Below are 25,081 nucleotides of genomic sequence, written 5' to 3' on the forward strand. Positions count from 1 at the left end.
ATTCCCCTCATCCGGCACTCCGCCGGTCGACGGGCCCGGGGGCCGTGGGCCCGGGGGCCCTTCGACGGTGCTGCCGGGCGCACCGTGCGCCCGGCGTCCCGGTGCGTCAGTCGCCCCGGAGGATCGAGATCAGCCGCAGCATCTCCATGTAGATCCACACCAGGGTCAGCGTCAGACCGAACGCCGCCAGCCAGGACTCCTCACGCGGAGCGCCGTAGGCGATGCCGTCCTCGACCTGCTTGAAGTCCAGCGCCAGGAAGAGCGCGCCGAGGACCACGCCGACGATGCCGAAGACGATGCCCAGACCGCCGCTGCGGAAGCCGAGGCCCTCGCCGCCGCCGAACACCATGAACAGCACATTGACCAGCGACAGCAGGACGAAGCCCATCGCCGCGATCATCACGAAGCGGGTGAAGCGGGCGGTGACCCGCACGATCCGCGTCTTGTAGGCGACCAGCATGGCGACGAACACCGCCATCGTGCCCAGCACCGCCTGCATGGGGGCGCCGTTCATGTTCGGCAGGCCGTTGATGAAGCCGCTCAGCGCGCCGAGGAAGACACCTTCGAGCGCCGCGTACGCCAGGATCAGCGCGGGCGACGGCTTCCGCTTGAAGGACTGGACCAGCGCCAGCACCATCGCGACCAGGCCGGCCCCGATCGCGAAGCCGAGGCTCTGGGTCAGGAACAGCCAGCCGACGGTGGCGCCCGCGATGACCGTGCCGAGCGTCATGCCCGTGCGCGCGACGACATCGTCCATCGTCATCGGGCGGGTCTGCGGCGTGTACTGCGGCGGCGCCTGGGTGGCGGGCTGCCCCTGGGCGTACGGGTTGGTCGGGTCCGCGTAGGGGTTGCCGCCCTGCGCGTAGGGGTTCGCTCCGGCGTACGGGTTCGCGGCGGCCCCGGCCTGCGGCGGTGCGTTGAAGCCCGCGTAGCCGGTGTCGCGGCTGAACCCCCGTCGCGAGAAGACCGGGTTGCTGCTCCTCATCTCACTCCTCCATGGCCGCCCTGCGCGGCCTTGACGGCAAGCGTAATGGCTTGGCAAAGGCGCGTCGCTAGTTCTTGAGCAGGATCTTTCCCTGAACCCGGCACCGCACATCCGCCATGAGGAGGACGTGCGGGAGGCCACAGACGTGCCCGGAGCAGGATGCGGACCGCGTCGCGGCAGGCACCGCGACGGACCGCTGTCGCACCGTCACACCTCCCGGTCCCGGGCATTCCGGGTATTCGATCTCCGGTCACCGCCTTGCCGTCTTCTTGTCGTCGTCTTGTCGTCCTCTTGTCCTCGTCCGTTGCCGCCGTCCACTGCCGACGGGCTCGAACTGGGATTTTCCTTCTGCTCCGCCCGGGGCTTCTTCCCGCTGCCGCCGAACGGAATCCGATAAATGTCTGATCGCAACGGACGCCACCGGACCCGGCAGGCAACCGATTCGCGGGAGGGGCCGTCTTCCCTGCCGGCCGGAGCTTGCCCTGGCAGGTGGTTCCGCAGCGCTGACGCATGGTCAAGATCCGACCCCGGAGTGCCCCTTCTCGATGCACCCGCGCCTCACCGTCCGTAGCGCTATGGGCGCGATCGGTTGTAATCCGAGGGTACAGATAGGGCTATTCTGGCGGGAAACAGCAGCGAAAGAGGGTTGAGGTGCCTGTGCCTGACGTCTCAGTAGTCGTCATCGTCTACAACGACGCCGACCGGTTGCCGACCGCGGTTCAGTCCGTGCTGGACCAAACGCTCCGGGACGTCGAGGTGGTGATCGTCGACGATTGCAGCACCGACCGTTCTTTCGAAGTGGCGCAGCGGCTCGCGGCCGATCACCCCGGACGGGTCAGAGCCTTCCAGCTGCCGGAGAACAGCGGTGCGGGAGGCGAGCCGCGGAACGTCGGCATCGAGCACACCGAGGGCCGCTACGTCATGTTCCTGGACAGCGATGACGTCCTGGAAATCAATGCGTGCCGCAATATGCTGGAGGCCGCCGAGGAATCCGGCTCGGATATCGTTTCCGGTCTGTGCGTCCGGCTGCACAAGGACACCCGAAATCAGAAGCGCGACGAGTGGTACGCCTGGCTGTACTCCACGACTCGCACGCTGGAATCCGTCACGGAATTGCCGGACCTGTTCGTCTGGGACACCCTTTCCACCAACAAGTGCTATCGCCGGGACTTCCTCGTCGAGAACAATCTCCGATTCCCCAAGGGGATGTTCTACGAGGACCTGATGTTTATCGCCGATGCATATCTGGCGGCGCGCCGCATCACCCTGATTCCCAATCAGGTCTATTTCTGGCACGTATACGAACGGGCCGCCGTGAAGTCGGTGACGAACCGGCGCCACGAAATGACCAACTACACGCACCGACTGGAGATCCACCGGCGCATCGACGCATTGCTGGCGGAACGCGGACTGGACGAGCTGAAGCTCGCCAAGGACGTGAAATTCCTCAAGCACGATCTGGTGCTGCATCTGCGGGATCTGCCGTTCCGCGACGATTCCTACCGCCAGGAATTCTCCGAACTCTCCCGGGAATACCTCGCGAGCATCGCCCCCGAGGCGTACGAGCGGGTCCAGCCGATACAGGCCATCTGCGCCTACCTGCTCCAGCAGGGTGACTGGGACAATCTGATCCCGGCGGTCGACACCCTCATCAACCGCGACAAGCTCTCCTCCCCGCTCACCGAGCACGACGGCCGGATCTACTGGTGCGGCGGCCACTTCGACGATGCGTTCGGGCGCGAGATCCTGGACGTGACCGACATCGGCTACCACGAGAAGCCGGTCAACCAGCTCTTCCTGCGCAACCAGCTCACCCGCTTCAGCGCATCCGGCAAGGCGGTCTCGCTGGCCGGCCGGATCACCAATCCGCTCGGCGTCATCCCGCCCGGCGCCCGCCTCAAGGGCCGGCTGGAGTTCAGCGCCCGGCGGCGCAGCCTCCAGTCCTTCCACTTCCCGGTGCGCGAGCTGCGCCACGAGGGCGACACCGTCCACTGGGAGGCCGCGGCGGACCTCACCGCGAAGCTGCGCCCGCTCGGCATCGTCGACACCATCTGGGACGTACGGCTGCGCCTGGACGTCGACGGGGTGCACACCACGACCCGGCTCACCGTCGCCGACACCGGGCTCTCCGCGCCGCTGCCGGTGCGGCCACGGCTGACGCGGATGGTCGCCGACCACCTCGAACCGCATGTCTCGGCCAAGGGGCATCTGGCGTTCCGCCTGGTCAGCGAGGGCCGCAACGCCGAGCGCGTACAGGAGCTGATCACCCGCGGGGTGCGCGGCAAGCCGGGGACGCTGGCCAAGGCCGGCTACCGCAAGGCGAAGGAGCTGCGCAAGAAGGTCACCTCCGGCGACAACAAGCTCCGCGCCTACCACGAGGTGTTCTGCCGGCTGCCGGTCAAGAAGCGCACGGTGGTCTTCGAGAGCCACCTGGGCAAGCAGTACAGCGACAGCCCGCGCGCCCTCTACGAGGAGATGCGGCGGCAGGGCCTGGAGTTCGAGGCGATCTGGTCGTACGCCGGGTCCCCGAAGGACTTCCCCAAGGACGTCACGCTCGTACGGCGCTGGTCGCTGCCGTACCTCAAGGCGCTGGCGCAGGCCGAGTTCTGGGTGGACAACCAGAGCTACCCGCTCAAGCTCACCAAGCGCCCGGAGACGACCTATATCCAGACCTGGCACGGCTCGGCGCTGAAGAACATGGGCTTCGACCAGCCGGCGCTGAAGGCGCAGACCCGCCGGCAGCAGGAGGAGCAGCAGCGGTCGCTGGACCGCTTCGACCGTTTCCTGGTCCGCTCCGAGCACGATGTGCACACCCTGGCCAAGGCTTTCCGGCTCCACGAGAGGACGCTGCTGCGGGTGGGATACCCGCGCAATGACGCACTGGTGCACGCCCGGCAGCGGGAGGCCGAGCGGGGGGTGCGTGAACGCGGGCCGCTGGCAGCGGAGTTGGGCATTCCCGAGGACCGGACCGTCCTGCTTTACGCGCCGACGTTCCGCAAGGCGGGCGGCCGGCACGGACGCTTCGAATTGCCCTTCGACGTGGAGCGTTTCGCCGATCAGTTCGGCGACCGCTATGTCCTCCTGGTGCGTTCGCACTACCTCAATCATGTGGTGCTGCCACCGACCGTGCAGGGCCGGGTCATCGACGTATCGGCGCGCCACGATGTGACGCCCCTGCTGGAGCTGGCCGACGGGCTGATCACCGACTATTCGTCAGTGATGTTCGACTATGCGCTGCTCGACCGTCCCCTGGTGTTCTTCACCTACGACTACGACGAGTATGTGCACGAGGGCCGCGGCACCTACTTCGATCTGCTGGAGCACGCACCGGGTCCGGTGGTCCGCACCGAGGACGATTTCCACGAGACGATCAAGTCGTTCGAGTCGCAGGCACTGGAATACGCGAAGAGCCGCAGGGAATTCGTCGCCAAGTTCGGTGAATACGACCGGGGTGACGCCGCCCGGAGCATCGTCGATCAGTTTTTCGCGCAGTGGAGCCGTTGATGACCAAGTCGTACGCAGCCGAGCCGCGGGACATCTTCTTCGTGTCCAACAGCGTCAACGAGCTGGGAGGCATCACCAGTTGGTCGCACCAGATGGCGCGGCTGTTCAGCGAGCGGGGCCACCGGGTGCACCTCGTCGGCGTGGTGCCGGCCCCCGAGGGCCGGGTCCAGGAGCTGGCCCCCGACGTGCCGTTCCGGACCACCACGCTGTACGCCGAGCACCCGCCGACCGTGACCCCGGTGCGCGGCCTCAAGGACAAGCTCAACCTCGTCGAGCAGCGCCGCCGGGCGGCCCGGGAGGCCGGGATGCGGGAGCAGGCGGCCAAGTTGAGCGCGCTGTTCCGGGCGGCGAAGCCGGGCGGGGTGGTGATCGTCACTCAGGTGTGGGCCATGGAGTGGGTGGCGCTGGCCGACACCGCGGGGCTGACGGTGTTCGGGATGAGCCATGAGTCCTTCGACACCTGCCGCAAGTCCTCCCGCTTCGCCCGGGTCAAGCGGTTTTACCAGGACGTCGACCGAATGCTGACGCTCACCCGGGAGGACGCGGACCGCTGGATCCGGCAGCGGATGGACAACGTCGGCTTCATGCCGAACCCGCTGCCCTTCTTCCCCGAGGTGCCCTCGGACCGCTCCGCCAAGTGCGTGGTCAGCATCGGCCGGCTGCACGAAGAGAAGGGCGTGGACCTGCTGTTGGAGTCCTGGGCCAAGGTCTCCCCGCAGCACCCCGACTGGACGCTGCGGGTCTACGGCTCCGGTGAAGAGGAGGAGGCGCTGCGCAAGCAGGCCGCGGAGCTGGGGATCACCGGCACGGTCGAGTGGATGGGCCGGACCGGCGACGTGCCCGGGGCGCTGCGGAAGAGCGCGGTCTTCGCGCTCAGTTCGCGGGGCGAGGGCTTCCCGCTGGCGCCCATGGAGGCGATGGCGACGGCCGTGCCGTGTGTGGCGTTCGATGTGGCGCCCGGCGTCCACGAGATCATCACGGACGGCGTGGACGGTTTCCTCGCCCCGCCGGGCAATATCACCGAATTCGCCCGGCATCTCGACGCCCTGATGTCCGACAAGGAGCTCCGGGACACCATGGGCGAAGCCGCCCGGGAGAACATCCAGCGGTTCTCCACGGAGGAGATTGTCGGCCGCTGGGAGAGCTTGTTCGCGCTCGTGGAGCGCTGAGCCGACAACACACAATGCGAGAAGGGCCGCTGGCTTTCCCCGGCGGCCCCTTCTCGTTGAAAATTCAGTTAAGCTCCGCCGCGCGCGGAGTGCCCGGAGCCGGACTTGAACCGGCACGGCCCGTAGGCCAGCGAGGTTTAAGCTCGCCGTGTCTGCATTCCACCATCCGGGCTGGGATCCCCCATGCCACCTCAAAGAGGGCAGCACGAGCGTAGCCCGCAGTGCACGACACAGATCGGCCGCTCTTCCCGAGGTTGTCTTATTTTATTGGCAACTGAGTGAGCATCAGCGACCGGTACACGCCTTCGGCACATGCCTGAAGCCCACCTTCGGTGGGAAGCCCCCCGGCGCATTTTCATGCCCGAATTGACGGAAACTCGACGCCTCGCCGGCGTGACCGTCACCCCCGTCCGGCCGCCCCTCCGGCGGCCGTGAGCAAGGCAACAGCATCTGGAGTCGCCTCCTCCGCAGGGATGACGGGCAAGCCCCTCATACGTCCCGGGGGTGGTCGAAAGCGACCACAGGGGTTGACGTCCCCGCCCCGCCCCCGGGCCCACGATGGAGACCGTCCGCATTCCGTCCGCCACCCGAGCCCCCGGGGCCGCCGCGGACCTGATGGTCCCTCGCACGACAGGAGCACCCTCCCGTGACCACCCACCACTCCGGCGTCGCCAGCGCCTCCCGCGCCACCACGGCGGCCGCCCGCGCCACGGACCTCACCAAGGTCTACGGACAGGGCGAGACCCAGGTGGTCGCCCTGGACGCGGTCTCCGTCGACTTCCGTCCGGCCGAATTCACCGCGATCATGGGCCCCTCGGGGTCCGGCAAGTCGACGCTGATGCACTGCATGGCCGGGCTGGACTCGATCTCCGGCGGCTCCGCCCGGATCGGCGACACCGAACTGACCGGGCTCAAGGACAAGAAGCTCACCCAGCTCCGGCGCGACAAGATCGGCTTCGTCTTCCAGGCGTTCAACCTGCTGCCGACGCTGACCGCCCTGGAGAACATCACCCTGCCCATGGACATCGCGGGCCGTAAGCCGGACCGCGCCTGGCTGGACCGCGTCGTGGCGACCGTCGGCCTCGGCGACCGTCTCACGCACCGTCCCAGCCAGCTCTCCGGCGGCCAGCAGCAGCGCGTCGCGGTCGCCCGCGCACTGGCCTCCCGGCCCGAGATCATCTTCGCCGACGAGCCCACCGGCAACCTCGACTCGCGCTCCGGCGCCGAGGTCCTGGGCTTCCTGCGCAACTCCGTACGCGAACTGGGCCAGACCGTGGTGATGGTGACCCACGACCCGGTGGCCGCCTCCTACGCGGACCGCGTGATCTTCCTCGCCGACGGCCGGATCGTCGACGACATGGCCGGCCCGAACTCCGACTCCGTGCTGGAGCGGATGCGGAACCTTTCCGGGGCGGCACCCCGGACCCCCGGCCCCGGCGCCCGGGCCCACACGACCTGATCAGCGGCAGCCGCCACCCGTACCACCGGACCTCACCTCCAGGACCCCCTCATGTTCAAAACCGCTGTGCGCAATGTGCTTGCGCACAAGGCCCGGCTGCTGATGACCGTGCTCGCCGTGATGCTCGGCGTGGCCTTCGTCGCCGGCACCCTGGTCTTCACCTCGACCATCTCCCAGGCGTCCCAGGGCGCGATGCAGCAGAGCTTCCGCGACGTCGACGTGGCCATCCAGCCGCGGTACGACGACTCCACCGGCACCCCGCCCCTCCTCGACCAGAAGCTCCTCGACAAGGCGGCCCGGGTACCCGGCGCCGCCTCCGCCACCGGCGTCGTCCACGGCTTCACCGCCATCGCCGACAAGAAGGGCGAGCTGCTCGGCGACGCCTCCCACAGCGACGGCGGCAACTACGCCCCCGGCGCCGACGGCAAGGACGCCCGCTATCCGCTGCGCGACGGCACGCCCCCGCACGGCCCGCACGAGTTCGCACTGGACGCGCCCACCGCGGACAAGGCCGGCTACAAGGTCGGCGACACCGTACGGATATCCACCAACGGCCCGGTCCACGAGCAGCGGCTGACCGGCATCTTCACCGCCGACGCCAACCGGGTCCCGCCCGGCAGCAGCCTCGCGCTGTTCGACACCCCGACCGCCCAGAAGCTGCTGGGCGCCCCCGGCAGCTTCCACGAGATCCAGCTCAAGGCCGACCCGGGCACCTCCCAGACGGCCCTGAAGTCCGCGGTCGAGTCCGTGCTGCCCCAGGGCAAGGCCGAGGCCAGCACCGGCAAGCAGCTCTCCGCCGACCTGGCAGACATGATCAAGAGCAGCAGCGAAGACATGCAGCGGGTCCTGCTGGTCTTCGCCGGCATCTCGCTCTTCGTCGGCATCTTCCTCATCGCCAACACCTTCACCATGCTGGTCGCCCAGCGCACCCGGGAACTGGCGCTGCTGCGCGCGGTCGGCGCCAGCCGCCGTCAGGTCACCCGCTCGGTGCTGCTGGAGGCGTTCGTGGTGGGCGTGATCGCCGCCGCCGTCGGCCTGGTCGCCGGCATCGGTATCGGCGCCGGACTGCGCTCCCTGGCGAGCAGCATGAGCGCCACCACGCCCGACGGCCCCCTGGTGGTCCCCTTCTCGGCCGTGGTCGCCTCCCTGCTCGTCGGCGTCCTCATCACCGTGCTGGCCGCCTGGCTGCCGGGCCGGCGCGCCGCGAAGATCCCGCCGGTCGCCGCGATGAACAGCGTGCACGCCGCCCCCACCACCAAGTCGCTGGTGCTGCGCAACACCCTCGGTGCGCTGATCGCGGGCGCCGGGACGGCCGGAGTGCTGGCCGCCACCCACATCTCCAACGACGACGTCGGCGCCAAGGTGATGAGCCTGAGTGCGGCGTTGGCGATGACCGGCGTGTTCATCCTGACCCCGCTGCTGTCCCGCCCGCTGATCGCGCTGGCCGCGCCCGTCCTGCGGTCCTTCGGGGTCGCCGGCACCCTCGCCCGGCTCAACGCGGTCCGCAATCCGCGCCGTACGGCCGCCACCGCCTCCGCGCTGATGATCGGGCTGACCCTGATCACCGGTCTGACGGTGATCGCGACCAGTGTGCAGACCGTCGTCGAGAAGAAGGCCGTGGCGTCCCTCAAGGCCGACTACGTGGTCTCCATGGCGGGCAACCAGCCGCTCTCCCCCGAGGTGGCGAAGAAGCTCGGTGCCCTGGACGAGGTCACCGCCGTCAGCCCGCTGCGCCAGTCCGTCACGGGCGGCGCCGACCCGACCTTGCTGACCGCCGTCGATGGCAGCAAGTTCGACCAGCTCACCCGACTCGACTTCACCCAGGGCTCGTTGGGCCGGCTCCAGGGCGACCGGGTGGTGGTCGACGAGCGGACCGCCGAGCGGGGCAAGCTGCACCCGGGCTCCCGTGTCCCGGTGACCTACAACGACGGCACCAAGAGCACCCTCACGGTCTCGGGTGTCTACGAGCCCAGCGACATCCTCATGGGCGTGGTGGTGGACCGCGCCACCGTCGCCGCGCACCAGAAGCAGGCCACCGACACCCGGGTGCTGGTGAAGACCCGGGACGACGCCTCCGCCGCCACCAAGGAGGCGCTGGTCACCGCGCTCGGCAAGAACCCGGCGATCTCGGTCGCCGACAAGCAGCAGGTCTCCGAGGAGATCGCCCGCCAGATCACCATGATGCTGAACGTGCTGTACGGGCTGCTCGCCATGGCCGTGGTCGTCGCGGTGCTCGGCGTCATCAACACCCTGGCGATGTCGGTCTTCGAACGCGCGCAGGAGATCGGGATGCTGCGCGCCATCGGACTGGACCGCCTCGGCATCAAGCGGATGGTGCGGCTGGAGTCCCTGGTGATCTCGCTCTTCGGCGGGGTGCTCGGGGTCGGTCTGGGCGTCTTCTTCGGCTGGGCCGGCGGTCAGCTGATCAGCAAGGCGATGACGGGGTACGGGATGGAGCTGCCCTGGGGACGGCTGGGTCTGTTCCTCGCGGTGGCGGCGCTGATCGGTGTCCTGGCGGCGCTGTGGCCGGCCCGCCGGGCGGCGCGGCTGAACATCCTCGCCGCCATCAAGGCGGAGTAGCGGCCAGTGCGTGCGCCGGGCCCGGCCGGGGCCCGGCGCACGCCTGTGTCAGCCGGTCCACTCCCGCGCCCGCAGCGGCGCCTCCGCGTCCCCGCTCTCCGGGGTCCGGACCGCCAGGACCTGGTTGACTCCTATGCGGTTCCGCTCGAAGGACAGCGCCGACGCGGCCATGTAGAGCCGCCAGACCCGGGCCCGGCCGGCGGAGGTGAGCCGTGCCGCCTCGTCCCAGTGCCGCTCCAGATTGGTGACCCAGCTCCGCAGCGTCAGCGCGTAGTGCTCCCGGATCGCCTCCACGTCCCGGACCTCGAACCCGGCGTCCTCCAGCTGACCGACGGTCCGGCCGACCGGGGCCAGCTCACCGTCCGGGAACACATACCGGTCGATGAACTCATCGACGTGGTACGCCTCCTCGTCCGCGACCGGCCGCCGGGCGATCTGGTGGTTGAGCAGCCGCCCGCCGGGCTTGAGCAGGGAGTACAGGGCCGCGGCGTACTCCGCGTACTGCGTGCGGCCGACGTGCTCGGCCATCCCGACCGAGGAGATCGCGTCGAACGGCTCGTCGTGGATCTCGCGGTAGTCCTGCACCCGGATCTCGATCCGGTCGGCGAGCCCGGCCTCGGCGATCCGCTTACGGGCGAAGCCGGCCTGCTCCTCGGAGAGGGTGATGCCGACCGCCCGGACGCCGTACTCGCGGGCGGCGTGCAGCACCATCGAGCCCCAGCCGCAGCCCACGTCCAGCAGCCGCTGGCCCTTCCGGAGGCCGAGCTTGCGGCAGATCAGGTCGAGCTTGTCGCGCTGGGCGTCCTCCAGAGTGGCCTGGGGGCTCTCCCAGTAGGCGCAGGAGTAGACCATGGACGGGCCGAGGATCAGCGCGTAGAAGTCGTTGCCGACGTCGTAGTGGTGGCTGATGGCTTCCTTGTCGCGCCGCAGGGTGTGCAGCGGTCCGCGGCGGCGCCGGAGCTCTTCCGGGGGCGGGGCCGGCGGGACCGGGGCACCGGCCAGGGTGAGCAGTTCCCGGGCGGCGGCGCGGATCTCCGGGCGGGCCAGGGCGCGCACGAGAGCGGCCCGCGGCGGCCTGGGGGCGTCATCGCGCTCCCAGATCAGCCCGGCGAGCCGGTCGAGCGCTTCGTAGAGGTCGCCCTCGATGTCGAGGTCGCCGGCCACCCAGGCGCGGGCCAGGCCGAGTTCGCCCGGCTTGAACAGCAGCCGGCGCAGCGCCCGGCGATGGCGGATCACGAGGGTCGGTGCCCCCGGCGGGCCGGACTCGCTGCGGTCCCAGGCGCGGATGCGTACCGGGAGCGGTGCTCCCAGTACCTCCTCGGCGAGCTTGGTGAGCCGTCCAGCGGCATCGGCCATGTCGCACACCTCCGTGTTGACGAGTCGGGCGAAGAAGATTCACCCACCACGTAAACGCCAATGGGGCGCCCAGTTAGTCCCGTTCACACGCAAGAGAACCGCACACCGCCCGCTTTGCGCCAGAGTGGACACGCCAAAGGGCGCCCGCCCCACGGATGGCGGACGCCCTTCGGGCTGGTCGGAGTAGCCGACCGGGAATTCAGGAAGCCTTGGCCTTGGTCTTGTCCCCGGCCTCGGCGGCGGTCGGCGGGGCCGGCGCCGGCTTGGCGGCCTCGTAGAACTCCTCGCGGGGGTTCTCCATGGCGCCGAGCGAGACAACCTCGCGCTTGAGGAACATGGCCAGCGTCCAGTCGGCGAAGACCCGGATCTTGCGGTTGAACGTCGGCATCGCCATGCCGTGGTACGCGCGGTGCATGTACCAGGCGAGACGGCCCTTGAGCTTGATCTTCATCTTGCCCATGACGATCATCGCGACGCCCTTGTGCAGGCCCAGACCGGCGACCGCACCCTTGTTGGCGTGGCTGTACTCCTGCTGCGGGAAGCCCCGCATGCCGGAGAGCACGTTGTCGCCGAGGACCCTGGCCTGCCGCAGCGCGTGCTGCGCGTTCGGCGGGCACCAGGCGTTCTCGTTGCCGTTCTTGCGGCCGACCAGGTCCGGGACCTGGGCGTTGTCGCCGGCGGCCCAGATGTAGTCGGTGCCCTGCACCTGGAGGGTGGCGCCGGTGTCGACGTGGCCGCGCGGGCCGAGCGGCAGACCGAAGCGGGCCAGCGCCGGGTTCGGCTTGACGCCCGCGGTCCACACGATGGTGTTGGAGTCGACCTCGAGGCCGTTGTTGAGCTTCACGTGGCCGTCGACGCAGGAGTCCATGCCGGTCTTGAGGTAGACCTCGACACCGCGGCCCTCGAGGTGCTCCTTGCCGTAGGCACCGAGCTTGGGACCGACCTCGGGGAGGATCTTGTCGGCGACGTCGACCAGCAGGAAGCGCATGTCCTCGCGCTTCACGTTGTTGTAGTACTTCGCGGCGTCGCGGGCCATGTCCTCGACCTCGCCGATGGTCTCCGCACCCGCGAAGCCACCGCCGACGAAGACGAAGGTCAGCGCCTTGCGGCGGACCTCCTCGTCGGTCGTGGAGTCGGCCTTGTCCAGCTGCTCCAGCACGTGGTTGCGCAGGCCGATGGCCTCTTCCACGCCCTTCATGCCGATGCCGTTCTCGGCCAGGCCGGGGATCGGGAAGGTGCGGGAGACCGCGCCCATCGCGATGACCAGGTAGTCGAAGGGCAGCTCGTACGCCTCGCCGACCAGCGGGGCGATCGTGGCGACCTTGCGGTCCTGGTCGATGGTGGTGACCCGGCCGGTGAGGACCTCCGCCTTGGGGAGCACGCGTCGCAGCGGCACCACGACGTGGCGAGGGGAGATGCTGCCGGCAGCAGCTTCGGGGAGGAAGGGCTGGTACGTCATGTACGAGCGCGGGTCGACGACCGTGACGGTCGCTTCGCCGTACCGCATCTTCTTGAGGATGCGGCGTGCCGCGTACAGACCTACGTACCCACCGCCTACAACGAGGATCCTGGGACGCTCCGTGGTGCTCATGCAATCGAGTATCCACCCCCACATGGGGGGTCGCTCGTGAGCCCCTTCACAAGCACCGGAGGGGCATCTGCTACACTCCGCCGGCTTCGTGACCGACGCCATAGTCCAAAGTGGAACCACTGTAGGGCGCCCGGCGTTGGAGACCCCTGTTGATCAGGCGTTGTTCCGTCGTCACGGCCTGTCGGACGACTGGACCACCGGCTCCGCGAGCGCGCCGCCGCGACCTCGACAACCGCGCATTCTCCGGGTCCAGGGGTCCTAGGACCTTCGAATGAGGGTCGGACGCTGAGATTGTTCGTCCAACGACAGGGTTTTTCATGTGAAGGATTTCACGAACTTTCTTTCCGGAGCCCTCCGTGAGACCCGCGAAAGCCCCCTGAAGGCCGCTCGGACGGCCGGCCCGCCCGCTCAAAAAGCCGTGCCGCAGAGGCCGTTGCCGACCTCTGCCGCACCCCTGCTCACCTCAGCCGGCGAGGCTCCAGGCGATGCCGTCGGGCATCGCCTCCAAAGCGTCACTCACTCCCGAGCCCGTGCATGTGTACACAATCGTGCGTACACTTTCTTTATGGCCGAGAGCACTGTGACTGTACGGGAAGCCCGCGCACACCTGGCGGACCACATCAATCGTGCCGAGGAGGGCACACCTACGGTGATCACGCGCAACGGCGAGCCCGTCGCGGCCGTGGTGCCGATTGCGGACTTCAACGCGCTGGAGGAAGCAGCCGACGTGTTGCTGGCCCGGGAGGCGGAAGCGGTCCTGGCCCAGGGCGGCCCGACGGTGCCTATGGCTGAGCTGCTGGCAGACCTGTTCGCCGATCGCGCTGACGACGCGGCGTGAAGTACGCGTTCCGGTTCACTACAGCGGCACAGCGGCAACTTCGAGCCATCGACCGGCCTGCCGCCATGCACATCCTGGCCGCGCTGACCGCGCTCGGCGACGATCCGTACCGTGAGGACGCCGACATCAAGAAACTCACCGGTCCATCGGGCCTTTATCGGCTCCGGGTCGGCAGCTACCGGGTCGCCTATCAGGTCGAAGACGGCGAGCTCATCATCCTCGTCGTCAAGATCGGCGACCGGCGCGACGTCTACCGCAACATCTGAGAGCAGGCAGCCCGAAGCTCTGAGACTCCGGGCGCCTCACAGCCAGAGGATCACTCGTCGTCAAGTGCGGCGTGCCAGGCGATGCCGTCCAGGATGTCGTGCTCGCTGACGACGACCTCCGTGGCGCCGGTCCGCTCCATGATCGACAGCAGCACGAGCGCGCCCGCGGCGATCACATCGACCCGGCCCGGGTGCATGACGGGGATGGCCGCGCGCTCGGCATGGGTGGAGGACAGCAGCCGGTCGGTGATCTCGCGGACCTTCTCCAGGGAGATCCGGGAGTGGTGAATGGCCTCGGAGTCGTAGCGGTCGAGGCCCAGCGCGATCGCGGCGATCGTGGTCACCGAGCCGGCCAGGCCCACCAGGGTGGCCGCCTCGCGCAGCGGGACGGTCTCCTCGGCCCGGTCCAGCGCCGTGGCGACATCGGTCTTTATCGCGGCGATCTGTCCCTCGGTGGGCGGATCGCTGATCCCGCCGCCGTGCACCAGATGCCGCTCGGTCATCCGGACGCAGCCGACGTCGACCGAGCGGGCGGCGCGGACCGAGTCATCGCCGAGGACGAACTCGGTCGAGCCGCCGCCGATGTCGACCACCAGGAACGGCCGCTCCAGGTCGGCGCGGCCGGTGAGCTCCTTGGTGGCGCCGTTGAAGGAGAACTCGGCCTCCTGGTCGCCGGTGATCACCTCGGGCTCCACGCCCAGGATGTCCACCACGCCACGGACGAAGTCGTCGCGGTTCTCCGCGTCCCGGGAGGCGGAGGTCGCCACGAAGCGGACCTGTTCGGCGCCCAGGCCCTTGATCACCGCGGCGTACTCCCGGCAGGCCGCGAAGGTGCGCTCCAGCGCCTCGGGCGCCAGCCGCCCGGTGCGGTCCACGTCCTGGCCGAGCCGGACGATCTGCATCCGGCGGTCGAGGTCCTTCAGCTCACCCGTCGCCGGGTCGGCGTCCGCGACCAGCAGCCGGATGGAGTTCGTACCGCAGTCGATGGCGGCGACCCGCTTCACGTGGCGTCTCCTTCGGGGGTGTCCTGTGCTCCGGTGGTGTCCTGGCACGGGGTCACGCACGGCCCCTTCTTCCACCACTCCGGCAGCATCGCGAGGGCCTCGTCACCGAGCGGGTTGACGCCCGGCCCGGCCGCCAGCGAATGGCCGACGAGGACGTGCAGGCACTTGACCCGGTCGGGCATACCGCCCGCGCTCGGGAAGCCCGCCAGCACCTCGATGGCGTCCCGCCGCCGGATGTAGTCCTCGTGGGCCGCCCGGTAGGCGGCGGCGAGCTCCGGGTCGGTCGCCAGTCGCTCGGACATCTCCTTCATCACGCCGTTGGCCTCCAGCGTGCCGATCGCGGAGGCCGCGCGCGGGCAGGTGAGGTAGTAGAGCGTGGGGAAGGGCGTGCCGTCCTCCAGGCGCGGCGCCGTCTCGACGACGTCCGGCTGGCCGCAGGGGCAGCGGTGCGCGATGGCGCGCAGCCCGCGGGGCGGGCGGCCGAGCTGCTCCTTGAAGGCGGCGATGTCCGCGGCGGTGGGCTCGGTGGGCTCGGTCTGGGGCGGGGGGGTGTCCATGTGCGCTTTCGGTGAGGTGAGTGGTGTGCAGGGGGCGGAGCGGCGCGGCGGGCCGTCCGCTGTCGACGGTACGGGCTGCCGCCCGCCGGTGGTACGGGCCGGCGTCACCGCTTGTCGGCGGCGTCGACGGCGTCCCACAGATTCTCGTACCAGGGGCGCTGTGCCGCCCGCGCCCCCTTGGGTGCGGGGCCGGTGCCGGAGCCGTCCGGGACGATGTACCCGGCCTCGCCCGGCATGACGTAGTGCAGATGCCGGCGGGCCTGCTGGCGTACGAACGCGGGGTCCTGCCAGCGGGCCTTCCGCTCCCGCAGCCGCTCCAGCGCCGCGCCGGCGTCCTGGGCCTTGCGGCGCTGCTCGGCGATGTCGGAGCGCTGGGAGACGTACTGCCTTATGGGATACGCGAGCGCGACGACCAGGGAGCACATCACCAGCGCCAGCAGGGCGGCACGGCCGGTGAGGCGGTTGCGGCGGGGCGGGCGGGCGCGGTAGACGCGGGCGGCGGCCTGCTCGCCGAGCGCCTTGAGTCGGGTCGCGGTCGAGAACCGGTCCGCGGGCACGTCGTCTCCCCTTCACTGACGGACGCCTGACTGCTTCAAGCAGGTACGTCCCCGGCAACGGTACGGGACCGTCGCCGGGGACGTACGGGGCGCGGGGCGATTTCCTCGCCCGTTCAGCCCCTGCTGCCCTGTCCGGCCTGGCAGCGGGCGCCTTCGTCAGCTGCCGTGACGGAAGCGCGGGAAGGCGGAGCGGCCGGCGTAGACCGCGGCGTCGTCGAGGATCTCCTCGATGCGCAGCAGCTGGTTGTACTTGGCGACGCGCTCGGAGCGGGCCGGGGCACCGGTCTTGATCTGGCCGCAGTTGGTGGCGACGGCGAGGTCGGCGATGGTGACGTCCTCGGTCTCACCGGAGCGGTGCGACATCATGCACTTGAAGCCGTTGCGCTGGGCCAGCTCGACGGCGTCCAGGGTCTCGGTCAGCGAGCCGATCTGGTTGACCTTCACCAGCAGCGCGTTGGCGGAGCCCTCCTCGATGCCGCGGGCCAGGCGCTCGGGGTTGGTGACGAACAGGTCGTCGCCGACGAGCTGGACCTTGGCGCCGAGCTTGTCGGTGATGACCTTCCAGCCGGCCCAGTCGTCCTCGAACAGCGGGTCCTCGATGGAGACCAGCGGGTAGGCCGCCACCAGCTCCTCGTAGTACTCGGTCATCTCGGCGGCCGAGCGGTCCTTGCCCTCGAACTGGTACTTGCCGTCCTTGTAGAACTCGGAGGCGGCGACGTCCAGCGCGAGCGCGATGTCCTGGCCGGGGGCGTAACCGGCCTGCTTGATGGCCTCCAGGATGAGGTCGAGGGCCTCACGGTTGGAGCCCAGGTTCGGGGCGAAGCCACCCTCGTCACCGAGACCGGTGGACAGGCTGCGCTCCTTCAGGACCTTCTTGAGGGTGTGGTAGACCTCGGCGCCCCAGCGCAGCGCCTCGGAGAAGGACTCCGCGCCGATCGGGGCGATCATGAACTCCTGGATGTCCACGTTGGAGTCGGCGTGCGAGCCGCCGTTCAGGATGTTCATCATCGGGACGGGCAGCACATGCGCGTTCGGGCCGCCGAGGTAGCGGAACAGCGGGAGGTCGCTGGCCTCGGAGGCGGCGTGCGCGACGGCGAGGGAGACGCCGAGGATGGCGTTGGCGCCGAGCGAGCCCTTGTTGTCGGTGGCGTCCAGGTCGAACATCGCCTGGTCGATCAGCCGCTGCTCGGTCGCGTCGTAGCCGACGAGCTCCGGGCCGATCTGCTCGATGACGGCCAGCACGGCCTTCTCGACGCCCTTGCCGAGGTAGCGGTTCGGGTCGCCGTCACGGAGCTCGATGGCCTCGAAGGCGCCGGTGGAGGCGCCGGACGGGACGGCGGCACGGCCGGTGCTGCCGTCGTCGAGGCCGACCTCGACCTCGACCGTGGGATTACCTCGCGAGTCGAGAATTTCGCGGGCTACGACGACGTCGATCGACGGCACGTTGTCTCCTTCGTGGGTGTCTGGCGTTCTGCGCATGAGCCTAACGGCCCCGGGCTCGTCCGCCTGCCCTTGGCCCGCTCCGTGGGACGGAACGCCCCCGAAAACCTGCCCAAAGGCCCAGTTGCCGGGACGTTTGGCACATTGTTCGCCGAACGGGGAAAGTCGCGGAACAGCGCCGGTCAGCGGCCTGCCGCCGGCCGGGGCGCCTCGGACACGGCCCGGGAACATGAGAAGCCCCGCCACGGCGCGCTGGGGGGAAGGGCGCGCCATGACGGGGCGGTCTCACGGAGGAAGGGGCCCGCCGCTCGGGCCCTCAGGAGCCCCGGTGAGCTCCGGCTCAGACGTTGAGCTGCTGGCCCGGGATGATCAGGTTCGGGTTGCCGCCGATGACCGACTTGTTGGCCTTGTAGACGGACTTCCAGTCGGTGCCGTGGGCCTTGGCGATCTTGGCGAGGGTGTCGCCCGCCTTGACGGTGTAGTTGCCGTGGCCGGTGGACTTGCGCTCGGCGGAGCGCGAGGCACGGTCCTCGGACGGGGCCTTCTTGACCTCCGGCTTGGCGGACTCCTGCTTCGGCGCGGACTTGGTCTGCGCGGAGGTGTCGACGTCGGGGGACGGACCACCGGCGGTCAGGTTGCCCGCACCGGCGCAGGACCAGGCGCCCGGGCCCTGGATGGCGAGGAGCTTCTCGGCGGCCTGGATCTGCTGGGCCTTGCTGGCCAGGTCGGCGCGCGGCGCGAACTTGGTGCCACCGGCAGCGGCCCAGCTGGAGTTGGAGAACTGGAGGCCACCGTAGTAGCCGTTACCGGTGTTGATCGACCAGTTGCCGCCGGACTCGCACTGGGCGACCTTGTCCCAGGTGGCGACGGAGGCGGCGGAGGCGGAGGTGGCACCCATCATCGGGACGGCCACGGCGGCACCGGCGACACCGGCGAGGGTGGCGACGCGGACGGCCTTGGAGGGACGACGGTGCTTGCCCTTGAAGATCAGCATGGTTCGTTCGTTTCCTCACCGACGCCTACGAGGTGAGCTGTCGGGTTCGGGCTGATGAGTCGCCCGGCCCGGCGCGCATGCGCACCTGGCTTCACCCCAAGCCGGTTGACCCGTTTTCACGGGCGGGGCCGGCACTTACCTTGGGTCCCCCGCTCCTGCCTTCGGCGCTTGCGCGTCAAGTGCCTTCGACCACCGGCAGGATTCGGCGTGTGATCGAGGGGCTCGCTTTGGCGAGCGATCCTGACGTTAAGCAGTAATGCCCCTGGGGTTCAAACCCCACCATCTGAACCAAGTTGACCGTTTTTGATCACGGGTTGGTTACGTATTCGCAGGTGAGGCCCGGTATGCCGGTCTTGAGCACACCGGGCCCCACAGGAGTCAACGAGACCCTTGTCTCACTTTCCCAAAACAGGGCGAAGGGCGGCGAATTACCCCGCGTTCCGCCCGAGATCGAGCTGCTGACCGGGCTGGATCAGGTCCGCGTCGGACCCGATGACGCCCTCGTTGCGGTCGTAGAGCGCGGGCCAGCCGCCGGGCAGCCGGTGGGCCGCGGCGATGGCTGACAGGCTGTCACCCGGGCGCACCGTGTAGTCGCCGCCGGCCGCCGGGCCCGTACGGTGCGCGTCGCCGCCGCGCGAGGCGTGCCGGCCGCCGGACCTGCCGTCGCCGCCGTCCCCGGCACCCTCGTCGCCCGCCTCGCGGCGGTGCTTGCCCTTGCTGGGCACCTTGTGCGGCGTGCCGGTGCTGTCCGTACGGCTGCCGTCCCCGGACGGGTCCGTGGAGGGGCTGCCGGACGGGTCGTCGTCGGACGGGTCGGCGGACCGCGACGGGTCGTCGCCCCGGTCGCCGGGCGTCGCCGGGTCGGACGGCTCCGGGCTCGTGGACGCGTCGCCGGGCTCGCCGGAGCCGGAGGCGTCGGGCGAGGGCGTCGCGTCGGACGGCTGCCGGTCCGGCTGCTCGCCGTGCTCGTCGTGCGGCGCGTCGTCCTGCCCGGAGGAGGAGTCCCCACCGTCGTGGGAGCGGGACGAACCAGGGGTGTCCCAGGGGTCGAGGCCGCCCTGGGAGTCCGACGGGTCGGGCGCGGGGGTGCTGGTGCTGCCCGGGTCGACCTCCGGGGCCTCGCCGTCGCCGGTCAGCCCCGCGTTCACCGCACAGCTGGGCCAGGCGTCCGGCCCGCGGTCGTCGAGGATCGACTGGGCCACGGCGATCTGCTGGGAGCGACTGGCGTAGTCGGGTCGCGAGGCGTAGGCCGAGCCGCCGTAGTTGTCCCACATCTCCTGGGTCAGCTGGAGGCCGCCGTAGTAGCCGTTGCCCGAGGCGGCGCTCCACACCCCAGCGCTCTCGCACTGGGCGACCTTGTCCCAGGTCGCGGTGTCGGCGGCGTGAGCGCCGCTCGCCCCGAGGAGGGGGAGGGCGAAGCCGGCGCCGGTCACTCCCGCCGTGACAAAGATGGCCGGTGCCTGACGGGGGCGACGATGTCGGCCGTTCCCGGAACGCATGCGGATGCCTTTCGCGCGGCGGTTGAGTTGTTCGACGAGCTCGTCGAGCTGCTCGACGGGCTCCGGCCGGCCGACGCACGCGAGCGGCACCGTTACACCGGTCCCCCACATCACCGCTTCGACCGATCGAGTGAAGCCTGTCGATCGTCCGGTCGAAAGGTAGTCGGGGTCACGGGTAGTCACAAGTCGATGTATCGGAGATCACGTAATGGTCACGCGGTTGACTCTGTGTCACATATGGCCTTGTTGCTGGTCAGGGCCGATCCGGAGTGAACTCCACCGGAAGTGAACGCAGTCCGCGCATGATGAGTCCGCCGCGCCAGCGCAAATCATCCGGTTCCGCCGCAAGCCGGATGTCCGGGAGCCGGGTCAGCAGGGTCGCCAGCGCGGTCTGTCCTTCGAGCCGGGCGAGCGGCGCCCCCAGGCAGTAGTGGATGCCGTGCCCGTATCCCAGATGCTGGTTGTCACGCCGGGTCAGATCGAGCACATCCGGCTCGTCGAAGCGCGCCGGGTCGCGGTCGGCGGCGGCCAGCACCACCAGGACCGGGTCCCCCTCGGCGATCCGCTGCCCGCCGAGCGTCAGCTCCTGGGTCGCGAACCGCCAGGTCGCCAGCTCCACGGGGCCGTCGTAACGGAGCAGTTCCTCGATGCCGGTGGCGAGCAGCCCGGTGTCGCCCGCCGCGATCGACTTCTGGAGCAGCTCCCGCTGGGCGGGGTGGCGCAGCAGCGCGTAGAGGCCGTTGCCGATGAGGTTGACGGTGGTCTCGAAGCCCGCGAAGAGCAGGATGAAGGCCATCGCGGCGGCCTCGTTCTCGGTCAGCTGCTCCCCGTGGTCGGAGGCCCTGATCAGGGCGGAGATCAGATCCTCGTCCGCCTCGGCGGTGTCGCCCAGCGACGCCCGCTTGCGGTGGATCAGCTCGGCGAGATAGCCGCGCATCTTCTTCACCGACTTCGCGACGCCGCCGCGCGGTCCGCCGCCGTGCCCTGCTTTCGTGTGTCGCAGCATCATGCCCGCCCAGTCCCGGAAGTCGTCCTGGTCCTCGCGCGGCACCCCCAGCAGATCGCAGATCGCGTAGATGGGCAGCGGGAACGCGAACTCATGGATCAGATCGGCCTCCCCCGCGCCGCCCGGCTTGTCGATCATGGCGTCGATGAGCCGGTCGGTCAGCTCCTGGACCCGCGGGGCGAAGGCGGCGATCCTGCGCGGGGTGAACGCCTTCGAGACCAGCCTGCGCAGCCGGGTGTGGTCCGGGGGATCGATATTGAGCAGATGCGTCATCAGGTTGGCGCTGCGCTCCCCCGGGATGCCGACCTTGCCCTTGCCGTGCGCGGCCTCGCTGTGATGGACCGGGTTCTTGGACAGCCGGGCGTCGGCGAGCGCCTGCCGCGCCTCGGTGTACCGCGTCACCAGCCACGCCTCGACACCGCTGGGCAGCTCGGTCCGGTGCACCGGCGCATGCTCGCGCAGCCAGGCGTACGCGGGGTACGGGTCGGCGGCGAACTCCCAGGTGAACAGGGCGGGGGCGGGCCCGGCGGCGGGGCAGCCCGCCGGGGCGTCGGCGGCGGTGGTGTGGGGCTTGTCGTGCACCTTCCGACCGTAACCGCTGGGCGCACAACGGCGCGCCCGCGCACCGGGCGGGGGCTACACCGCCTCCACCCCCAGCCCGGTCAGAAAGGCCACCGCCGCCGGCGACGGGCCGAGGCCGCTCCACACCACCCGCTCGGTCCGCTCGGGCGCCGGGCGCACCCGCACGATGTGCAGCCCGGCCAGCTCGGAGGCGATGGCCTCCGGGACCATGCCGACGCCCAGGCCCGCCCGCACCAGCTTCGCCAGGAACTCGACCGTGGTCACCTCGAACGCCACCTCCGAGGTCAGCCCCGCCGCCCGGAACGCGTCATCGCGCTGCCGGCGGGCCGCCGACCCCGCCGTGAAGTCGACGAAGGTCTCCCGCGCCATCCGCGACAGCGTGGTCCACTCCCGCCCCGCCAGCGGATGCCCCGGCGGCACGACGGCGACCAGCTCGCCGCGCGCCAGCTCCTTCTCCCGTACGCCGACCGTGCGGGCCGCGGGCACCAGCCCGACGAACGCGACGTCCAGCACGCCCTGCCGCACCTGTTCGAGGAGCTGGTCGCTCATGTCGGTCTGGAGACTGATCCGCACCTGCGGGCACCGCGTCCGGAAGGCCCCCAGCTCACGGGCGAGATCCACGGCCGCGACGGTGCTGATCGCGCCGACCGCGAGCCGGCCGCGCACCTCCCCGGTCGCCGCCGCCACCTCGGCCCGGGCCCGTTCGGCCGCCTCCAGCGCCTGCCGGGCGACCGGGACGAAAGCCTCCCCGGCGGCGGTCAGCCGGACACTGCGGCTGGTCCGGTCGAAGAGCCGGGCCCCGAGCTCCTTCTCCAGCCGGGCGATCTGATGGCTGAGCGCGGACTGCACCACATGACAGCGCTCGGCGGCCCGGGTGAACCCACCGGTCTCGGCGACCGCGACCACATACCGCATCTGCTGAAGCTCCATACCCGTCGACCCTAAAGCCACCGATCTGAATCCACGATCAATGCGATGACAACAATGTGTTGGACTCATGGATCGCCCCGCCCCAGGCTGGAACGTGCCCGCCGCCGCGGTGGCCGTGGGCGCACCGAGGAGGTCAGGTCATGGAGACCGAGCACATACCGGAGCCGGCTGCCGGGGACACCCCCGTAACGCGGCCGGGCCTGGGCCGCGGCACCCTGCTGCTGATGTCGGTCGCCACCGGACTCTCCGTCGCCGGCAACTACTTCGCCCAGCCGCTGCTGGACGTCATCGGCCGCGATCTGCACCTGTCCGCCTCCACCGCCGCGCTGGTCGTCACCGTCGCCCAGGTCGGCTACGGCCTCGGTCTGCTGCTGCTCGTCCCGCTCGGCGATCTGCTGGAGCGGCGCCGGCTGGCCGTCACCCTGACCGCGGCGACCGCGGTCTTCCTCACCGTCACGGCGAGCGCGCCCAACGCCGCCCTCCTGCTCACCGGCACCGCCCTGACCGGTCTCGCCTCGGTCGCCGCCCAGGTCGTGGTGCCGTACGCGGCGACCCTCGCGGCGCCCGCCGAGCGCGGCCGGACCGTCGGCACCGTCATGACCGGGCTGCTGCTCGGCATCCTGCTGGCCCGTACGGCCGCCGGACTGCTCGCCGAGCTGGGCGGCTGGCGCACCGTGTACTGGGTCAACGCGGCGCTGATGCTGCTGATGGCGGTGCTGCTGCGGCTCCGGCTGCCGGCCCTGCGCACCACCGCCGGGCTGCGCTATCCGGCGCTGCTGCGCTCCACGCTGGCGCTGTTCCGCCAGGAGCCGGTGCTGCGGTGGCGAGGCGCGCTGGGCGCCCTGACCTTCGCGGGCTTCAGCGTGCTGTGGACGGCGCTGGCGTTCCTGATGTCCGGGCCCTCCTACGGCTGGCAGGAGTCGGCCATCGGGCTGCTGGGACTGGTCGGCGCGGCCGGCTCGCTGTCCGCCTCGGTGGCCGGGCGGCTGGCGGACCGCGGCCTGGCGCACCGGGTCACCGGCGCGGCGGCGTTCCTGCTGCTGGGGTCGTGGGGCCTGCTGGCCCTCGGCGGAGCGGGCGGCGCCTGGTCACTGGCCGCGCTGCTCGCCGGGGTGATCATCCTGGACCTGTCCGCGCAGGCGGTCCACATCAGCAACCAGAACCTGGTCTACGCGGTGCGCCCCGAGTCCCGTAACCGCCTCAACTCCGCCTACATGACCAGCTACTTCGTGGGCGGCGCGGTGGGCTCCGCACTGACCTCGGCGGTCTGGGCCGCCGCGGGCTGGCCGGGGGTGTGCGTGCTGGGCGCGGTGCTGGCCGCCGTGGTCGTGGCGCTGTGGGCGCTGGAGCGGATGCGACGGCGTGCGGCCGGCGGGGGCCGGGAGGGGCGGGTCACCGCAGCCGACGACGCACCGACGCCGTCGCTCACGCCGTGAGCGGAGGGCGCCTGCATACGCGGCGCGCGCCCTCCGTATTAAGCGGCACCTCAAGGGGCACCGCGTGGCGCCCCGGAGCGCTCAATGAGCATGGCTCAAGGGGCATCGCCCAATGAGGACCGCCCAATGGGGACCGCTTAGTTGGCGGCGCTTAGTTGGCACCGTTTAGTTGGCGGCGCCCTCGGCGGCCACCACCGCGTCGCGGTAGGCCCGCGCCGCCGCGCGCAGAGCGGCCTCCGGGTCGACGCCCTCCGCCTCCGCCCGTACGGCGAGCGCCAGCAGTTCGTAGCCGATGCCCTCCCCGGCCGGCGGCGCGACCTCGATGCCCGCCGTCCGCACCCGCGAGGCCAGCTTCGCCGCGAGCGCCAGCCCCGGCTGGGCCAGCGGAATCCCCTCGGTCACCGACTCCCGCTGCTTCTCCTCCGCCTTCTTCCGCAGCCAGTGCGCCTTGACGTCCTCCGGAGTGGCCGCGTCCTCCTCCCCGAAGACATGGGGGTGGCGGTGCAGCAGCTTCTCCACGATCGTGCCCGCCACATCGTCGATGGAGAACGGCTCGTCCGGATCGTCCTGCGCGATCCGGGCATGGAAGACGACCTGGAGGAGCACATCCCCCAGCTCCTCCCGCAGCTCCGCGCGGTCACCCTCCTCGATGGCCTCGACCAGCTCATACGCCTCCTCGATGCCGTACTTGGCAAGATCGCGGTGCGTACGGACGCTGCTCCAGGGGCACTCGGCGCGGATCTGGTCCATGACCTGGACGAGATCGAGCAGCCGGGCACCGGGCAGGTCGTAGGAGCCGGGCAGCAGCTCCAGATCCGGCATGGTCTCCCGGCCGGAGCCGGCCAGCCGTGCCAGGCCGTCGGTCAGCGCGCTCTCACCGACCGCCGAGGTCAGCACGACGGCCGTACGGGCCTCCGGCACGCAGTAGTCGACCAGTTCGCGGGCGGCGGGCGCGGCGGTCTCCACCTCGATACCGGCCTCCCGCAGATAGGGCAGCTGCGGATGGTCCGGATCGGCGCTCACCACACGGTCGGCCGCCCGCAATATCTGCCAGGCGGGCCAGGACAGGAGCCCCGGGGCGACCCGGTGGCTGGTGGTGAGCAGAACCAGGCGTCCGGTACCGGCACCCTCGGGACGGGCATCGGCGCCGGTGCCGGCGGCGGAGGAGGCGTCAGCGTTCACGTCTCGAACGTAACGCACGGCACTGACACCGACCGGTGGCGGTGGGTGGCCGGGCAGGCTGACGGGGGCCCGGCCGGCAGCCGGCGAACGTGCTCCGGCCCCGGCCCCGGCCGCCGACCGTCGACCGCCGGCCATGCCGCGTGCGC

General features: G+C 70.4%; 19 protein-coding genes, 1 tRNA gene and 1 riboswitch. Of the genes, 7 read left to right on the top strand and 13 right to left on the bottom strand.

Annotated features, from left to right (window positions below):
- Positions 1-106 precede the first annotated feature (106 nt).
- Positions 107-985, bottom strand: coding sequence for a Bax inhibitor-1/YccA family protein (locus ACFWJW_RS33585; protein WP_387248253.1), 879 nt, complete (start codon positions 983-985; stop codon positions 107-109).
- Positions 986-1,642: 657 nt separating this feature from the next.
- Here ACFWJW_RS33585 and ACFWJW_RS33590 point away from each other — a divergent pair.
- Positions 1,643-4,489: a CDP-glycerol glycerophosphotransferase family protein gene (locus ACFWJW_RS33590; RefSeq protein WP_387248323.1), complete on the top strand. Its 2,847-nt coding sequence runs from the start codon at positions 1,643-1,645 to the stop codon at positions 4,487-4,489.
- Complete coding sequence (locus tag ACFWJW_RS33595; RefSeq protein ID WP_387248256.1) at positions 4,489-5,658, top strand: glycosyltransferase; 1,170 nt, start codon at positions 4,489-4,491, stop codon at positions 5,656-5,658. The genes ACFWJW_RS33590 and ACFWJW_RS33595 overlap by 1 nt, the downstream gene beginning before the upstream one ends.
- A gap of 90 nt (positions 5,659-5,748) precedes the next feature.
- Here the strand turns inward: ACFWJW_RS33595 and ACFWJW_RS33600 are convergent.
- Positions 5,749-5,830, bottom strand: a tRNA-Leu gene (locus ACFWJW_RS33600).
- 474 nt (positions 5,831-6,304) lie between these two features.
- Between ACFWJW_RS33600 and ACFWJW_RS33605 the strand changes: the two genes are divergently transcribed.
- Both ACFWJW_RS33605 and ACFWJW_RS33610 read left to right on the top strand, forming a co-directional pair.
- Positions 6,305-7,117 (top strand): ABC transporter ATP-binding protein, encoded by an 813-nt coding sequence (locus tag ACFWJW_RS33605; protein WP_387248258.1) that lies wholly within the window; start codon positions 6,305-6,307, stop codon positions 7,115-7,117.
- Between the two features lie 51 nt (positions 7,118-7,168).
- Positions 7,169-9,697 carry an ABC transporter permease gene (locus tag ACFWJW_RS33610; RefSeq protein WP_387248262.1) on the top strand — a complete coding sequence of 843 codons (2,529 nt, stop codon included), beginning with the start codon at positions 7,169-7,171 and terminating at the stop codon, positions 9,695-9,697.
- Positions 9,698-9,745: 48 nt separating this feature from the next.
- Here ACFWJW_RS33610 and ACFWJW_RS33615 read toward each other — a convergent pair whose 3' ends face one another.
- Entirely contained in the window at positions 9,746-11,053 is a 1,308-nt protein-coding gene (locus ACFWJW_RS33615) for a class I SAM-dependent methyltransferase (protein WP_387248264.1), read from the bottom strand.
- A gap of 199 nt (positions 11,054-11,252) precedes the next feature.
- Positions 11,253-12,644: an NAD(P)/FAD-dependent oxidoreductase gene (locus ACFWJW_RS33620; protein ID WP_387248267.1), complete on the bottom strand. Its 1,392-nt coding sequence runs from the start codon at positions 12,642-12,644 to the stop codon at positions 11,253-11,255.
- Between the two features lie 565 nt (positions 12,645-13,209).
- Between ACFWJW_RS33620 and ACFWJW_RS33625 the strand changes: the two genes are divergently transcribed.
- Positions 13,210-13,482, top strand: coding sequence for a type II toxin-antitoxin system Phd/YefM family antitoxin (locus tag ACFWJW_RS33625; RefSeq protein ID WP_387248269.1), 273 nt, complete (start codon positions 13,210-13,212; stop codon positions 13,480-13,482).
- A complete protein-coding gene (locus ACFWJW_RS33630; protein WP_387248272.1) occupies positions 13,479-13,748 on the top strand; it encodes a type II toxin-antitoxin system RelE/ParE family toxin in 270 nt (89 codons plus the stop codon). Before ACFWJW_RS33625 ends, ACFWJW_RS33630 begins: the two co-directional genes overlap by 4 nt.
- A 50-nt stretch (positions 13,749-13,798) precedes the next feature.
- On the opposite strand, the gene ACFWJW_RS33635 is transcribed toward ACFWJW_RS33630, so the two are convergent.
- The 8 genes from ACFWJW_RS33635 to ACFWJW_RS33670 form a co-directional block, all read right to left on the bottom strand.
- Positions 13,799-14,752, bottom strand: coding sequence for an exopolyphosphatase (locus ACFWJW_RS33635; RefSeq protein WP_387248275.1), 954 nt, complete (start codon positions 14,750-14,752; stop codon positions 13,799-13,801).
- Positions 14,749-15,309, bottom strand: a complete 561-nt coding sequence (locus ACFWJW_RS33640) for a DUF501 domain-containing protein (RefSeq protein ID WP_387248278.1) — start codon at positions 15,307-15,309, stop codon at positions 14,749-14,751. Before ACFWJW_RS33640 ends, ACFWJW_RS33635 begins: the two co-directional genes overlap by 4 nt.
- Positions 15,310-15,413: 104 nt before the next feature.
- A complete protein-coding gene (locus ACFWJW_RS33645) occupies positions 15,414-15,866 on the bottom strand; it encodes a septum formation initiator family protein (RefSeq protein ID WP_387248282.1) in 453 nt (150 codons plus the stop codon).
- A 156-nt stretch (positions 15,867-16,022) separates the two neighbouring features.
- Positions 16,023-17,309, bottom strand: coding sequence for a phosphopyruvate hydratase (gene eno / locus ACFWJW_RS33650; protein ID WP_387248284.1), 1,287 nt, complete (start codon positions 17,307-17,309; stop codon positions 16,023-16,025).
- A gap of 337 nt (positions 17,310-17,646) precedes the next feature.
- Positions 17,647-18,300: a transglycosylase family protein gene (locus tag ACFWJW_RS33655; protein ID WP_387248286.1), complete on the bottom strand. Its 654-nt coding sequence runs from the start codon at positions 18,298-18,300 to the stop codon at positions 17,647-17,649.
- Positions 18,301-18,307: 7 nt separating this feature from the next.
- Positions 18,308-18,518, bottom strand: a riboswitch (cyclic di-AMP (ydaO/yuaA leader).
- Between the two features lie 210 nt (positions 18,519-18,728).
- Positions 18,729-19,889 carry a transglycosylase family protein gene (locus ACFWJW_RS33660; RefSeq protein ID WP_387248288.1) on the bottom strand — a complete coding sequence of 387 codons (1,161 nt, stop codon included), beginning with the start codon at positions 19,887-19,889 and terminating at the stop codon, positions 18,729-18,731.
- A 163-nt stretch (positions 19,890-20,052) separates the two neighbouring features.
- Positions 20,053-21,387: a cytochrome P450 gene (locus ACFWJW_RS33665; protein ID WP_387248291.1), complete on the bottom strand. Its 1,335-nt coding sequence runs from the start codon at positions 21,385-21,387 to the stop codon at positions 20,053-20,055.
- A gap of 54 nt (positions 21,388-21,441) precedes the next feature.
- The gene (locus tag ACFWJW_RS33670; RefSeq protein WP_387248294.1) at positions 21,442-22,317 is read right to left on the bottom strand and encodes a LysR family transcriptional regulator; all 876 of its coding nucleotides are present in this window, start codon (positions 22,315-22,317) and stop codon (positions 21,442-21,444) included.
- Positions 22,318-22,457: 140 nt separating this feature from the next.
- Between ACFWJW_RS33670 and ACFWJW_RS33675 the strand changes: the two genes are divergently transcribed.
- A complete protein-coding gene (locus ACFWJW_RS33675) occupies positions 22,458-23,753 on the top strand; it encodes an MFS transporter (RefSeq protein WP_387248296.1) in 1,296 nt (431 codons plus the stop codon).
- A 165-nt stretch (positions 23,754-23,918) separates the two neighbouring features.
- Here ACFWJW_RS33675 and ACFWJW_RS33680 read toward each other — a convergent pair whose 3' ends face one another.
- Positions 23,919-24,935 carry a nucleoside triphosphate pyrophosphohydrolase gene (locus ACFWJW_RS33680; protein WP_387248299.1) on the bottom strand — a complete coding sequence of 339 codons (1,017 nt, stop codon included), beginning with the start codon at positions 24,933-24,935 and terminating at the stop codon, positions 23,919-23,921.
- Between the last annotated feature and the right edge of the window lie 146 nt (positions 24,936-25,081).

Origin of the sequence: Streptomyces sp. NPDC127097 (assembly GCF_042724075.1) — a bacterium.
GTDB lineage: Bacteria > Actinomycetota > Actinomycetes > Streptomycetales > Streptomycetaceae > Streptomyces.

Excerpts from the sequence above, each read along its gene's own strand:
- ACFWJW_RS33585 (WP_387248253.1), bottom strand. The coding sequence starts at position 985 with ATGAGGAGCAGCAACCCGGTCTTCTCGCGACGGGGGTTCAGCCGCGAC.
- ACFWJW_RS33595 (WP_387248256.1), top strand. The coding sequence starts at position 4,489 with ATGACCAAGTCGTACGCAGCCGAGCCGCGGGACATCTTCTTCGTGTCC.
- ACFWJW_RS33610 (WP_387248262.1), top strand. The coding sequence starts at position 7,169 with ATGTTCAAAACCGCTGTGCGCAATGTGCTTGCGCACAAGGCCCGGCTG.
- ACFWJW_RS33615 (WP_387248264.1), bottom strand. The coding sequence starts at position 11,053 with ATGGCCGATGCCGCTGGACGGCTCACCAAGCTCGCCGAGGAGGTACTG.
- ACFWJW_RS33620 (WP_387248267.1), bottom strand. The coding sequence starts at position 12,644 with ATGAGCACCACGGAGCGTCCCAGGATCCTCGTTGTAGGCGGTGGGTAC.
- ACFWJW_RS33625 (WP_387248269.1), top strand. The coding sequence starts at position 13,210 with ATGGCCGAGAGCACTGTGACTGTACGGGAAGCCCGCGCACACCTGGCG.
- ACFWJW_RS33640 (WP_387248278.1), bottom strand. The coding sequence starts at position 15,309 with ATGGACACCCCCCCGCCCCAGACCGAGCCCACCGAGCCCACCGCCGCG.
- ACFWJW_RS33655 (WP_387248286.1), bottom strand. The coding sequence starts at position 18,300 with ATGCTGATCTTCAAGGGCAAGCACCGTCGTCCCTCCAAGGCCGTCCGC.
- ACFWJW_RS33670 (WP_387248294.1), bottom strand. The coding sequence starts at position 22,317 with ATGGAGCTTCAGCAGATGCGGTATGTGGTCGCGGTCGCCGAGACCGGT.
- ACFWJW_RS33675 (WP_387248296.1), top strand. The coding sequence starts at position 22,458 with ATGGAGACCGAGCACATACCGGAGCCGGCTGCCGGGGACACCCCCGTA.